This window comes from Streptomyces sp. ISL-43, assembly GCF_018614195.1.
In the GTDB taxonomy this organism is placed as follows: domain Bacteria; phylum Actinomycetota; class Actinomycetes; order Streptomycetales; family Streptomycetaceae; genus Streptomyces.
Genome location: NZ_JAGGOT010000043.1, coordinates 18,119 through 30,551 on the forward strand (window position 1 = coordinate 18,119; position 12,433 = coordinate 30,551).

10 protein-coding genes are annotated in these 12,433 nt (G+C 72.6%); 7 read left to right on the forward strand and 3 right to left on the reverse strand.

From position 1 onward, the window contains the following. The first annotated feature begins 149 nt into the window (after positions 1–149). The 4 genes from J7F03_RS24590 (at position 150) to J7F03_RS24605 (ending at position 7,086) form a co-directional block, all read left to right on the forward strand. Positions 150–1,784: a hypothetical protein gene (locus tag J7F03_RS24590; RefSeq protein WP_214952988.1), complete on the forward strand. Its 1,635-nt coding sequence runs from the start codon at positions 150–152 to the stop codon at positions 1,782–1,784. Between the two features lie 198 nt (positions 1,785–1,982). After that, the gene (locus J7F03_RS24595; RefSeq protein WP_214952990.1) at positions 1,983–4,238 is read left to right on the forward strand and encodes an FUSC family protein; all 2,256 of its coding nucleotides are present in this window, start codon (positions 1,983–1,985) and stop codon (positions 4,236–4,238) included. Positions 4,239–4,456: 218 nt separating this feature from the next. After that, positions 4,457–5,380, forward strand: coding sequence for a D-alanyl-D-alanine carboxypeptidase family protein (locus J7F03_RS24600; protein WP_214952993.1), 924 nt, complete (start codon positions 4,457–4,459; stop codon positions 5,378–5,380). A gap of 335 nt (positions 5,381–5,715) precedes the next feature. Next, on the forward strand, positions 5,716–7,086 hold the full coding sequence (locus J7F03_RS24605; protein ID WP_214952995.1) for an FAD-binding oxidoreductase: 1,371 nt from the start codon (positions 5,716–5,718) through the stop codon (positions 7,084–7,086). A 35-nt stretch (positions 7,087–7,121) separates the two neighbouring features. Here J7F03_RS24605 and J7F03_RS41265 read toward each other — a convergent pair whose 3' ends face one another. Together J7F03_RS41265 and J7F03_RS24610 are read right to left on the reverse strand one after the other, a co-directional pair. After that, the gene (locus J7F03_RS41265) at positions 7,122–7,787 is read right to left on the reverse strand and encodes an ABC transporter ATP-binding protein (RefSeq protein ID WP_308379951.1); all 666 of its coding nucleotides are present in this window, start codon (positions 7,785–7,787) and stop codon (positions 7,122–7,124) included. Then, positions 7,682–8,878 carry an ABC transporter ATP-binding protein gene (locus J7F03_RS24610; protein WP_214952997.1) on the reverse strand — a complete coding sequence of 399 codons (1,197 nt, stop codon included), beginning with the start codon at positions 8,876–8,878 and terminating at the stop codon, positions 7,682–7,684. Before J7F03_RS24610 ends, J7F03_RS41265 begins: the two co-directional genes overlap by 106 nt. A gap of 75 nt (positions 8,879–8,953) precedes the next feature. On the opposite strand from J7F03_RS24610, the gene J7F03_RS24615 reads away from it, so the two are divergent. Beyond that, positions 8,954–9,400, forward strand: a complete 447-nt coding sequence (locus tag J7F03_RS24615) for an SRPBCC domain-containing protein (RefSeq protein ID WP_214952999.1) — start codon at positions 8,954–8,956, stop codon at positions 9,398–9,400. Continuing rightward, positions 9,397–9,789: a metalloregulator ArsR/SmtB family transcription factor gene (locus J7F03_RS24620; RefSeq protein WP_308379945.1), complete on the forward strand. Its 393-nt coding sequence runs from the start codon at positions 9,397–9,399 to the stop codon at positions 9,787–9,789. The genes J7F03_RS24615 and J7F03_RS24620 overlap by 4 nt, the downstream gene beginning before the upstream one ends. A gap of 42 nt (positions 9,790–9,831) precedes the next feature. Here J7F03_RS24620 and J7F03_RS24625 read toward each other — a convergent pair whose 3' ends face one another. Continuing rightward, entirely contained in the window at positions 9,832–11,310 is a 1,479-nt protein-coding gene (locus tag J7F03_RS24625) for a hypothetical protein (RefSeq protein ID WP_214953003.1), read from the reverse strand. Between the two features lie 139 nt (positions 11,311–11,449). Here J7F03_RS24625 and J7F03_RS24630 point away from each other — a divergent pair, with 139 nt between their 5' ends. Then, positions 11,450–12,295 carry a class I SAM-dependent methyltransferase gene (locus J7F03_RS24630; RefSeq protein ID WP_214953005.1) on the forward strand — a complete coding sequence of 282 codons (846 nt, stop codon included), beginning with the start codon at positions 11,450–11,452 and terminating at the stop codon, positions 12,293–12,295. Positions 12,296–12,433: the final 138 nt, after the last annotated feature.

A 12,433-nucleotide genomic window follows, 5' to 3' on the forward strand; every position in this document is an offset into this window, starting at 1 on the left:
GCGACCCTCCTGACCTGCGCTGTTGAGGGGCTATGTATTCTGATCCCCACTGCTGAACAAGTTCAAGAAACCGGGGGCCGGTGCAGCACCACCACCGAGCCATGATGTCCGTTTCCGTCGTCGCAGCCGCTGTCGCCCTTGTTCCGGGTATGGCGCTTGCCGCCGACCCGGCCGCGAAGGACGCGTCCGCCAAGATCGGATCCGCCAAGGCCGAGTCGACGCAGACCGACACCTTCACCAGCCCCGCGGAGCGTTCCGTACGCAAGGCTGTCCCCGTCTCGCCCGCCGAGCGGAGCAAGACCGCCGAGCTCGGCAAGGCGTCCGCCGCGGCGGACACGACGTCGCTCGTGGAGGAGAACCCGGGCCTCGGCGTGGAACTGACCGCCTCCGCCATCAGCGCGCACGGCTTCCTGCTGAAGTTCCACGTCACCACCAGTGTCGTCTCCTCGATCCGGATCGACATCAACTGGGGTGACGGCAGCGAGATCGAGACCGAGTACACCACCGACTCCAAGTTCCTGGACCTGAAGCACATTTATGCCGAGGTCGGCACCCACACCATCACGGTCACCGTGACCGACCTGAACAACGAGGTGAGCGCCACCAACAGCCTGGACGTCACCACGCGCGGTTCGGAGTTCACCCCGTACGCCCCGACCAGGCTGCTGGACACCCGTGACGGCACCGGCGCGTCGAGCGCCCGGGCCGTCGAGCCGAACAGCCTGATCCACGTGAAGGTCGGCGGCAACGGCGGCCTTCCGGCAGGTGTCTCCGCCGTGGCCCTCAACCTCACCGTCACCAACGCCGCCGGCCCGGGGCACATTTCCTCCAACGCATCGGACGCGGAGGAGGGGGAGAACACGTCGAACGTCAACTTCGTCGCGGGTCAGACCGTTCCGAACCTGGCGATCGTGCCGGTCGGCGCGGACGGCTACATCACCCTGGTCAACCACAGCTACGGCAAGGTGGACCTGATCGCGGACGTGACCGGGTACTTCACGCGGTCCGCCGCCGCCGGCTACACCTCGCTCGACCCGACCCGCGTCGTCGACAGCCGTCAGGGCCTTGGCACGGCCAAGGGCCAGGTCGCCGGACAGAGCACGTTCGGCCTCCAGATCGCCGGCCGGTCCGGTATCCCGGGCAAGGGCGTCACCGCGGTGGCGCTCAACGTCACCGTCACCGACCCCAAGGCGGCCGGCCACCTGACCGTCTTCCCGAGCGGACAGCAGGCGCCGACCACGTCGAACCTGAACTTCACCGCCGGCCTGACGGTCGCCAACTCGGTGATCGTGCCGGTCGGCCCGGACGGCAGGATCGAGCTCCGCAACGGCTCCTGGAGCCCGGCCGACGTGATCGTGGACGTCGTCGGCTACTACAGCGCCGACAGCGAATCCGCCTTCCTGTCCTCCTACCCCAGGCGTCTGTACGACTCGCGGGAGCGGCTGCGCAAGCCGCTCGCCGGACAGGACTACCTCCACCTCGCGGTGTCCGCCGACAGGCCTTCGATCGAGGCCTACGTCCTGAACACGACGGTCACCAACACGCAGGACGACGGCCACCTCTCCGTGGCCCCGGACCCGAACACGGGCGCCCAGTACGACAACGGCACGCAGGTCCGGCCGACCCCGCCGAGCTCCTCGAACCTGAACTGGACGAAGGGCACGACCGTCGCGAACCTGGCCCAGGCGAGCACCGGCAGGAACGGCATCATCGACTTCTGGAACCGCGGCTGGAAGCCCACGGACCTGGTGGTCGACGTGCAGGGCCTGTACGACACCCGCTGAGCCGCCGGCAAGCGTGGACGACGGCACCCCGGGAGGGGCCCTGGCGGGCATCTCCCGGGGTGCCGTACGCGGACTCCCCGACCCGCCCGGCGCCGAGCCCCGCGGCCCGTGCCGTCCTGCCATCGGACCACCGGCCCCGCGCGCCGTCTCCGACGCCCGCCCCCGCATGTCGGCCCGGGCGGTGCGTGGGACGCTGAGATGGTGCGTGCCCTCGTGGAGCTGCGGACGGGCACCGGCCCCTTGCCGGCGGCCGCGCGGCGGTCCGTCCGGGTCACCCTCGCCGCCTGCGCCGGCTTCTACGGGTTCCTGTACGGGCTGCACCAGCCCGTCACCGCCACCTACGCGCTCTTCACGGCCGTCGCACTGGCCGGTCTGTCGCGGATACCGGGCACCGGCCGCCAACGGGCCGCCGTCATCGCCCGCCTGCTCCCCGCCGCCTGCGCACTCGTCGCCGTGGGCACCTTCCTCGCAGTACGGACCTGGGCCGCCGTGGCCGGCATGCTGGTCATCGGCTTCTGCGTGGCCTTCGGAGCGGTGGCCGGGCCCCGCCAGGCGGGCGCAGCGCCCGGGCTCCAGCTGCTGTACATCCTGCCCAGCTTCCCGCCGTACGCCCCGGACACCCTCGGTGAGCGGCTGACCGGCACCGTCACCGGGGTCCTGCTGCTGATCCTCGCCGAGACGTTCCTGCTGCCCGACCCGCCCGTCCCCCGCTACCGGGACCGTGCCGCCGCAGCCGCCGCCGAAGCCGCCCGGTGCGCCGCCGTCCTGGAGGAACCGCCGCACAGCCTCCCCGGCGCGGAGCTCACCCGGGCCTCGGAGCTCGCCCAGGCCCTGCGGCCCTCGCGGGTCCCGGAGGCTGAACGGCCCGCCGGGCCGGGTCTACGGGAGCGCGCGCTGACCCACACCGGGCTCGCGGCCCGAACCCTGCTGACCTGCCTCCAGGCCCTGCCTCCGCCGGCACCCGGCCGACGGGCCGAGCCGGCCGGGCTGGACCTCGTACGGGCCGTACGGGTGTCGGCGACCGCGACCGCCGCCCTGCTCGCGGAGGGACGGCCGCCCGACACCGGCTCCGCGACCCTGCGGAGCCTGCGCGCCTCCCTCGCCCGGACCTCCGTGCCGGAGCCCGGGTCTGGTCTGCGGCACGCCAAGCTGGTGGAGGTGGCGGACGCCGCGCTGGTCCTGCGCGGGGCCGCGGAGATCGCCGTACGGGGGCGCGCGGCGACCCTGGAGGCAGAACCGGAACCGGAAGCGGGAACGGGAACGGGGCCGGGAAGGGCATCGGCGCGGGGACCGGGAAGGGCATCCGGGTCGCAACCGCCGGACCGGTTCTGGTACGCCCGGCAGAGCACGCTCCGGCTCTGGTGGTTCCGGCTCTCCGGGCACACCGGGCCCAGGTCCGTGCACTTCCAGAACGCCGTCCGGCTCGGCCTGGCCCTCGCGGCCGCCCGCGCCGTCGCCGGGCTCGTCTCCCTGCCGCACGGATTCTGGGCGACGCTCGCGGTCCTGAGCCTGACCCGCACCACCGCCGTGCAGACCCGGGCCACCGTCCGCCTGGCCCTGATCGGCACCTGCGCGGGCGCGCTCGCCGCCGGCGGGGTCCTCGCGCTGGCCGGTGAGGCGAGCGTCCTGTACGAGATCGTGCTGCCGCCCCTGATGCTGGTCGCCTTCTGCGTCGGGCCGGTGCGCGGAGTGGGCTGGGCGCAGGCGATGTTCACGCTGGTCATCGCCATGGCGTTCGCCCAACTGGCGCCCGTCACCTGGCAGCTGGCCGAGGTCAGGTTCCTGGACGTACTGATCGGCAGCGTGATCGGGATCGCGTGCGGACTGCTGGCCTGGCCGCGTGGTGCCCACGACGAACTTGCGCGCGCTGTGGCCGAGTTGCTGCGCGCCGCCGCGGACGACGTCCAGGCGGTCACGGCCGCGGTCGGGCGGACCGGCCCCGAGGGCGCACACCAGCGGGTACGGCACGCACTGGTCATGGTCGAGGCCGCCCACGCCCAGTACCAGACCGAGCGGCAGCACCCTGCCGGACCGGGGCGGGACTGGCAGGCCGCGATGATGGCCGGCCACGAGGTGCTGTGGGGCAACCTGCGGCTCCTCGGCGCCCAGGCCGGACCGCCGCCCGGACCGCGCGAGGAAGCCGCGGTCAGGGAGTACGGGGCCCGGGTGGCGGCGGGCCTGCGCCACACGGCCGGCCTCGCGGGACCGCCGTACGCCCTCGGCCCGGCGCATCCGGGCAGCCGGACCGATCCGCCCCACCGCGCCGCACCGCTCGGCCCGGCCGGTCAGCCGCAGGCCACCGCACCGCAGGCACCCGCGCCGCACCGGCCCGAGCCTGCCGCCGCGCCCCTCGTGTACTTCGCCGCGATGGCCTGGCTGGACACCTTGGCCCGCGATCTGGCCCTCCTCGGGCGGACCACGGCCGAGCCGGCCTCGGACCGGTCCCGGGCCTGACCTGAACCAGCCGCCCCATCCCACCGTGCCGAGCCACACCACGCCCAACACCGGCCGGACCATACGAATTCAGGGCAATCCCACCCCGCCGTCGGCAACTGGATGCCGAGGGGCGTCTCCCGGCCGCATAAGCTCCCGGAGGGGCGGAGACACCTCGATGTCCCCGCCCCTTCGGGGATTCTTCAGCCAACACGGGAACTGACTTGCTATCCAATCTGATGCGCCGCGGACGCGGCGTACTCGCCGTCACCATCGTCACCGGAGCCCTCCTCACCGCCACCGCGCCGGCCCAGGCCGCCGCCTCGCCGCCGGTGACCGCCTCGGGGGCGTTCCTGATGGACGGCACCACGGGGGCCACGCTCTCCTCCAAGGCGGCTGACACCAAGCGCCAGATGGCGAGCACCACGAAGATCATGACGGCCGTGCTGGTGATCATCACACCGGGCGCCGACCTCAACAAGAAGGTCACCGTCAAGCAGGAGTACCTGGACTACGTCGTCCGGGAGGGCGCGAGCTCGGCCCACCTCAAGGCGGGCGCCACACCGACGGTCCGCCAGTTGCTGTACGCGCTGATGCTCCCGTCGGGCTGCGACGCCGCGTACGCGCTCGCGGACACCTTCGGCACGGGCACGACCACGGCGGCCCGCACGGCGGACTTCATCGCGAAGATGAACGCCAAGGCGAAGAAGCTGGGCCTGACCAACACCGTCTACGACTCCTTCGACGGCATCTCGCCGACCGGCAAGAACCTCACCACCCCGCGCGATCTCGCGAAGCTCACCAAGTACACGATGGGCAGCAGCACCTTCCAGAAGCTCGTGAAGACCACGTCGATCAGCAGCGGCGGCACCTCCACCGACGCCAAGTGGACGAACAGCAACCTGCTCGTCCAGCCCCGCCCGACCGGGTACGCGTACCCGGGTGCGATCGGCGTCAAGACGGGCACCGGCACGGCCGCGGGCAAATGCCTCGTCTTCTCCGTGACCCGCAACGGCAAGACGGTCATCGGCGTCCTGCTGAACGACGAGGAGCGCTACGCGGACGCGATGAAGCTCTCCGACTGGGCCCTCGGCCCGGCGGCCGGCTCCAAGACCGCGCTGCAGCGCAGCGACACCGAGCCGATCCCGGACGTCCTCGACTGACGAGGGTGACGCTCATGGTGACGCCCCGGACCGCTCGGTCCGGGGCGTCTCGCGTTCCTCGCCCGACGCCGGTCCCCTCCTGCCCCAGCGAGTGCCAGGGAGCGCCAGGGAAACCGAATCGCCCACGGCCGGTCCCGGCAGGTCGGCGCAGGCGGCCCGCGTCCGGGAGGCCGGGATTTCGCGTACCCGACGGGCCGCGCACGCGGACCGGCGGACCTGACGGGGACCGCCTCCACGGATCTCGGGTTGAGGCCTCGCGCCATCGGCGTAGCGTGAAGAGAGCCGAGCTCAGTGACAGTGCGCGTGGCGGGATACAGGTACGAGGAGCGATTGCTATGGGCAAGCTCTCGATCGAGCAGTTGCGTGAACGTGTCCGCGGGGTCGTCACCACCCCTGACGACGATGCCTACGACGAGGCGCGCAAGGTCTACAACGCCATGATCGACAGGAGGCCGGCTGTCGTCGTGCGCTGCGTCAACGCGGGCGACGTCATGGCCGCGGTCGATTTCGCGCGGGAGAACGAGCTCGACTTGGCGGTGCGTGGCGGCGGGCACAGCGTGCCCGGTTTCGGTACCTGCGACGGCGGCGTCGTAGCCGATCTGTCCGGGATGCGTGGCGTGCGTGTCGACCCCGCACGTCGGACGGCACGGGCCGAAGGCGGCGCGACCTGGGGTGACTTCAACGCGGCGACGCACGCCTTCGGTCTGGCGACGACCGGGGGGATCATCTCGACCACGGGTGTCGGCGGACTCACCCTCGGTGGCGGCATCGGCTATCTCTCCCGCTCACTTGGTCTGAGCTGCGACAACCTGATCTCCGCCGACGTCGTGACCGCGGACGGCCGGCTGCTCGTCGCGAGCGAGGAGGAGCACGACGACCTCTTCTGGGCCCTTCGCGGTGGCGGTGGGAACTTCGGCGCCGTGACCTCCTTCGAGTTCCGGCTCAGCCCCGTCAAGGACATCTACGGCGGGCCGATGCTCTACGAACTGGAAGACGCCGCCACCGTACTGCGCTCCTTCAACGACTACATCACCGATGCGCCGGAGGAACTCGGCGCCTTCCCGGCCTTCCAGCTGGCCCCGCCGCTCCCGTTCATCCCGGAGAACCGGCACGGCGACCCCTTCGCCCTGATCGTGTCGTGCTGGGCCGGGCCGCTGGAGGAGGGGGAGCGCGCTCTCCAGGCCTTCCACGACTTCGCGCCGGTGGTCGCCGAGCACGTCGGGCCCATGCCCTATCCCGCGCTCAACAGCGCCTTCGACGCGCTGGTACCGCCCGGCCTCCAGCATTACTGGAAGGCCAACTTCGTGACCGAGCTCAGCGACGCCGCGATCGCGGCGCACACGCAGCACGGGCCACGGTTGCCGGCCCTGAACTCGACGGTCCACATCTACCCCATCAACGGTGCCTGCCACCGAGTCGCACCGGAGGCAACGGCCTTCGCCTACCGGGACGCCTCGTTCGCCACCGTCATCGCCGGGATGTGGCCCGAGCCCGCGGACAACGAGGCCAACATCGCGTGGGTGCGCGACTACTACGAAGCGACCGCCCCGCACTCGGAGGAAGGCGGGTACATCAACTTCATGGCCGACGACGACCAGGACCGGATCAGGGCCAATTACAAGACCAACTACGACCGCTTGGTCGAGGTCAAGCGGAACTACGACCCAGGAAACCTGTTCCACCTGAACCAGAACATCAAGCCCTAGTCCCCCGTCGGCCGGCCGTGCCGGGCCTCGGTCACTCAGACATCGGTCGGCAGCAGGGCGGCTGCGGTCGCCTCCCAGTGGCCGACGAGCTCGGCGTAGTGCGGGGTGCGCGCGAGGAGCTCGGCGTGGGTGCCCAGTGCCGTCCTGTTTCCGTCGAGGAGCAGGACCCTGCGGGCCCGGGTGGCGGAGACGAGCCTGTGCGCGATGACGATGAGGGTGCCGGGGCGTTCGGCGAAGGCGGCCTCCGCGCGCGCCTCGGCGACCGGGTCCAGATGGCAGGTGGCCTCGTCGAGGACCACCACCGGGGCGGCGCAGGCGTGGACACGGGCCAGCGCGAACAACTGCCGCTCACCACTGGACAGTTCGGTCGCAGGGGCGTGCAGACGGGCGTCGAGTCCGCCGAGCCTGTCGATCACCTTTGAGAGGCCGACCGCCTCGGCGGAGCGCTGCAGCCGGGCCAGGTCGGCGTCGGGGGCGAAGTAGGCCAGGTTGGCGGCGACGGTGCCGGGGAAGACGTACGCCTCCTGCGGCACGAGGGCGATCAGCCGGCAGCGCAGCACCTCGTCGAAATCCGTCACCGGGCGGCCGCCCATGCTCACCGTACCGGCGGCCGGGGGGACGATCCCGGCGAGCAGCGCGGCGAGGGTGGACTTGCCGATTCCGCTCGTGCCGACGACGGCCAGGTGGTCGCCATGGGGAATGTCGAGGGCGAGCCGGCGCAGCACGCGTTCGGCGTGCGGGCCGTACGCGAAGTCGAGTTCCCGCACCGAGATGTCCGCGGCCTCCCCGTGCCGTCCGGGCGCCGGGAACACCCCTGACGGCCCGGCCGACCGGGCCGGCTGGGACGGCTGGGACGGCACTTCGGGCACGGTGGCCGCCTCGGCCAGGCGGTGTCGCAGCGGGCGGCGGTGGCGGCGCGGTGGGCGGCCACGAGCCTGGTGCGGCCGGCCAGCAGGTCGGTGACGGAACGGCTGACCTCTGCTTCGGTCACGGTGTCCAGGCCCGAGGTCGCGTCGTCCAGGACGTGCACGAGCGCCGGGCACACCAGGGCCCGGGCGAGGCCGAGCCGTTGGCGTTCGCCGCCGGACATCGGGGTCTCGTCCAGCGGGGTGTCGTAGCCGGCCGGGAGCCGTCGGACGAACCGGTCGGCCTGCGCGGCGCGGGCGGCACGGACCACGTCCGCGCGGGTGAGCCCGGGCCGGCCGAAGGAGATCGCCTCGTGGACCGTCCGCCCGTACAGCTCGGGCCGCTCGAAGGCGTGGGCCACGAGGGTGCGCAGCCGGTCCAGGGGCAGGTCGCGTACCGGGACGCCGCCGATCGCGATCTCGCCCTCGTCGGGGTCGGTGAGCCGTCCGAGCAGGCCGGCCAGCACGCTCTTGCCCGCGCCGGTACGCCCGACCAGGGCGACGGCGGCGCCGGCGGGCAGGTCGAGATCGAGCCGGTCCAGCACTCGTTCACCGGCGCGGAGGACCGTGACGCCGCGCAGCCGTACGGCGCCGTCCTTGGGCGTGACGCTCCCCGTGCCCTCGGCGGGCGGCTCGTGCCGCAGCACCTCGGCGAGGCGGCGTGCGCCGGCCCGGGCCTGGGCGATCGCGAGCAGTGCGTCGATCTGGTCGACCATGCCGGAGGCCAGGAACAGGTACCCGGAGACGGCCAGCAGGCCCGCCGGGCTCAGCCGGCCGTCCGCGGCCGGCCACGCGTACGGCGCGACCGCGTCATCGGCGACAAGGGCAAGGCTCGGCCGCCCCCCTTGGTTTTCAGGCGTGGACGACTCGCCTCCGAGTTTGCGCAACCCTGCGGTTGCGTGAGGTGCACCGATGTGCAACTCTGGAGTTGCACCCACTGGCGACGACGAAGGAGTCACCTGATGAGCACGGATCGAATCGAACGCGAAACCCTGATCGAGGCATCCCTGGAGCGGGTCTGGTCCCTGGTGGCCGAGCCCGGCTTCTGGGTGGCCGACGAAGCGAGCGTGGCGGGCACCGTGGCCAGGGAAGGGGAGTCGATCGTGGCGAGGAACGCCGAGTACGGCGACTTCCCGGTGCGCGTGGAGAAGGTCCAACCGCCGACGTACCTCGCCTACCGCTGGGCCAGCGCGTTCCCCGGGCAGGAGCTGCGCGAGGACAACAGCACCCTCGTGGAGTTCACGCTGACCCAGGAGGGCGACAAGACGCGGCTGTGTGTCGTCGAGAGCGGGTTCGCGGCGCTGGCCGGGTCCGAGGAGCTGCGCGGCAAGGCGCTGAAGGACAACACCGGCGGATGGCCGCAGGTGCTCGACGCCTTCAAGAAGCGCGCCGAGCAGCCGCCCGCGTGACCGAGGAACGACTCGGCACCGGCCCGGCGGTGGACAACGTCCTCTCCGCACTGGCCGATCCGACCCGCCGCAAGCTGCTCGACCTGCTCGCCGCACAGGGCGAGGTCACGGCGACGACGCTCGCCGAAGGCCTTCCCGTATCCCGGCAGGCGGTGGTCAAGCACCTCGCCGTCCTGGACGCCGCCGGCCTGGTCTCCGGCAGCCGGGTCGGACGCGAAGTCCGGTACACGGTGCGGCCCGCGGCCCTGGACGCGACGGCGCGTTGGATGGCCACGCTCGCCGCCGACTGGGACCGCAGGCTGGCCGGCATCAAGCGCATCGCCGAGACGGCGGAGCGGGAGGCTGTCGCCAAGCAGGAGCGTGAGGAGAGGGAGCGGGACTCGCTCTAGGACGCCCCGGGGGGCGGGGTCGCCGACTTCCCGCCCCACGGTTCAGCCCGCCAGCGGCACCGCCGCTGCCAGTCTCCCGCCCGCCGGGAAGTACAGCCGGTCCAGGCGGGCCGCGGACGGCCACTCCCGCGCCCGGTGGAAGCACAGGTCGCTCGGGATCGGCACCTCCCGCAAGTCGGCCGCGTGCGCCCCGTCGGGCAGCGCGGCGGCCGTCGCCGCCAGCAGCGGATCGGCCGAGGACGCCCACGCGGCCACGGGCGCCGGCCGCGGCCACGGCTCGCCGGTGTTCGGGAACAGCCATCCCCCGTCGCCGGAGACCCGCGGGGCCGCGCCATGCCCGGCCCCGGCGGCCTGCCGGGCCCGCCGCGCGAAGGCGAGCAGCAGGGCAGGCAGCGATTCGGCGACCAGTTTGAGTTCGGGATGCTCCCGGAGCCGCGCCGGTTCGGAGGGGACGGAGACCACGTACCCCCAACGCCCCGTCGCCGGGTCGATACGGACCTGCGCGAGCGCGCGGCCGCGCCCGTAGCGGATCTCGGCGAGCGGCCAGTACGTGCCGTCCCCGCCCAGGATCCGGTGGAGCTCGGGGTCCACGGCAAGTTCGGGAGCACCCGGCAGCAGGCGCAGCGGGGGCAGCCCGGTGACGGTGACACCGCCGATCTCGCGGAGCACCACCCGGATGTCCTCGGGCACCGGGACGGGCCAGGCATCCAGGACGGAATCCTCGCAGCCCGCGTCGAGTACGACGAAGTCCGGGTGACGGGAGGCCAGTTCGCGCAGTTCGGCCACGGCGCGGTGCGCGGCGTCCTCGGGCAGGGCGGGGCGGCGGACGGGGCGGCCGAGGAAGTCCCCGCTCACGACGGAGCGCAGGAGCAGCGCCCGGCCGTCTCCGGCCAGGCTGAACAGGATCTCGCTGCCGCTGGTGTCTGCCGTGCCGTACCCGGTGGAGAAGTAGGGCTCCCAGGCGACCCCGCACGGGTATCCGGGCAGTTCGCGCAGGTCGACCACATCGGTGAGCGGGTCGCCGGCCCCGATGAGGGCGGCCAGCTCCGTGTCCGTGCCCTCTGCCACCCCTACGCTCGGCACGGCGGCGACGAAGACCCGCGGTGCGGGCGGCTGCGCGCAGTCGGTCAGGCGGGCCGCGAAGGCGGCCAGCCATCCGAGGAACTCCGGTGCCTCGACGGTGACTTCGCGCTCGTCCTGCCGGTAGGGGTACACGGACACGACCGGCCCCCACGGCCCCGTCCCGGCGCCGACGATCAGCGAGCCCTCACCGAAGTCCAGGTCGCCGAGCGTCCAGCAGCCGTCCGCGAAGACCTGACGGCCGCGCGGCCCGAACGCGTACCGCTCGTCCTCGGTCTCCACCCCGCCGATCTCCCGCAGTACGGTCCTCAGCTCGTCCGGCACTTCCACCGGCCAGGCGTCAAGCTCGGCGTCCGTGAACCCGTCGAGAAGCTCGACCTCGTCCGCCCTCTCCCGCGCCAGCTCCCGCAACGCACGGATCACCACTGCCGCGTCGGTCATCGCCCACACCTCTTGCCTCGTATCGCGCCGTTCCGCTGCACGACCGCCGGGGCATCGCCGGGCGGTCGCACCGGGCACCGTACATCGCCGCCGTGTCGTAGCGCGCCGCCCAGGCCGTCGTAGCCCGATAGTGGGAACCGTGAGCGACTCGCCAGAAGGAACCGGGCAAGCCCGAGCGGGCGGCGCAGGTGGCGGCGGCGCCGGCGTCGGTGACGAAGGCGTCGGTGACGCCGAGGAGCGCGTCGCGTGGTCCGGGCCGCAGGGCGCGCAGGCCTTCGCCGCGGTGGAAGCGGCCACGGACTGGCTGCTCGGGTACCCCTTCGTCTTCCGGACCCTGGCCCGCTGGATCGACAGCCGTCACGTCCTGGTGGACTACGGGTGCGGGCCGGGCAAGGTGGCCGACTACGGGGCCCGGCTGCTCGGAGCGAGGGTGCTGGGCGTGGACACCTCCCCCGAGATGCTGGCACTGGCCCGTGACTCCGGGACGGCCGTGGCCGAATACCACCTGGTCGAGGGCAACCGGACCGTCTGCCTGGCCGACGCCAGCGCCGACGCGGTGATGTGCAACCACGTCCTGGCGTCCCTGCCGACCGAGGAGGCGGTGCTGGCGGTGTTCGGAGAGATCCGCCGGCTCCTGCGGCCCGGAGCCCCGTTCGTGCTGCTGGCCACCGATCCCGCGTGCAGCGGCCGGGAGTACGCCTCTCTGCGCATCGGCGAGCCGGGCGGGAAGTACGGTCCGGGCGACGAGCTGTCCGTACGGCTCCGGCGTACGGACGGAACCTGGCAGGAGATGCGCAATCACGCGTGGCCCGTGGACGTGTACCCGGCCCTGCTGGAGCGCGCCGGATTCGGGGACGTCGTGCAGCACCGGCCCACGGTGGACGAGGCGCTCGGTCTCGTCGACGCGGACTTCGGTGCCGGCCGTACGTGGTCGGCGGAGCGGGCCAGTCCGCCGCTGGTGATCACGACGGCGCTGGCCGTCTGACGGTCCGGCAGCGGGGCTGCCGCGTCCCGATTCGGCTGGAGAAGCCGAGGATTCGAGAGGCCGATTCTCCGGCGCAGGGGTGATGACGGTTCCATCATGACACGTCAGACGGTGTTTTCGTAGGACTGACGGCACATC

What these genes read in the sequence shown, in the direction of transcription:
- J7F03_RS24590 (WP_214952988.1), top strand. Translation starts at nt 150, where the DNA reads ATGGCGCTTGCCGCCGACCCGGCCGCGAAGGACGCGTCCGCCAAGATC.
- J7F03_RS24595 (WP_214952990.1), top strand. Translation starts at nt 1,983, where the DNA reads ATGGTGCGTGCCCTCGTGGAGCTGCGGACGGGCACCGGCCCCTTGCCG.
- J7F03_RS24600 (WP_214952993.1), top strand. Translation starts at nt 4,457, where the DNA reads ATGCGCCGCGGACGCGGCGTACTCGCCGTCACCATCGTCACCGGAGCC.
- J7F03_RS24605 (WP_214952995.1), top strand. Translation starts at nt 5,716, where the DNA reads ATGGGCAAGCTCTCGATCGAGCAGTTGCGTGAACGTGTCCGCGGGGTC.
- J7F03_RS24615 (WP_214952999.1), top strand. Translation starts at nt 8,954, where the DNA reads ATGAGCACGGATCGAATCGAACGCGAAACCCTGATCGAGGCATCCCTG.
- J7F03_RS24625 (WP_214953003.1), bottom strand. Translation starts at nt 11,310, where the DNA reads ATGACCGACGCGGCAGTGGTGATCCGTGCGTTGCGGGAGCTGGCGCGG.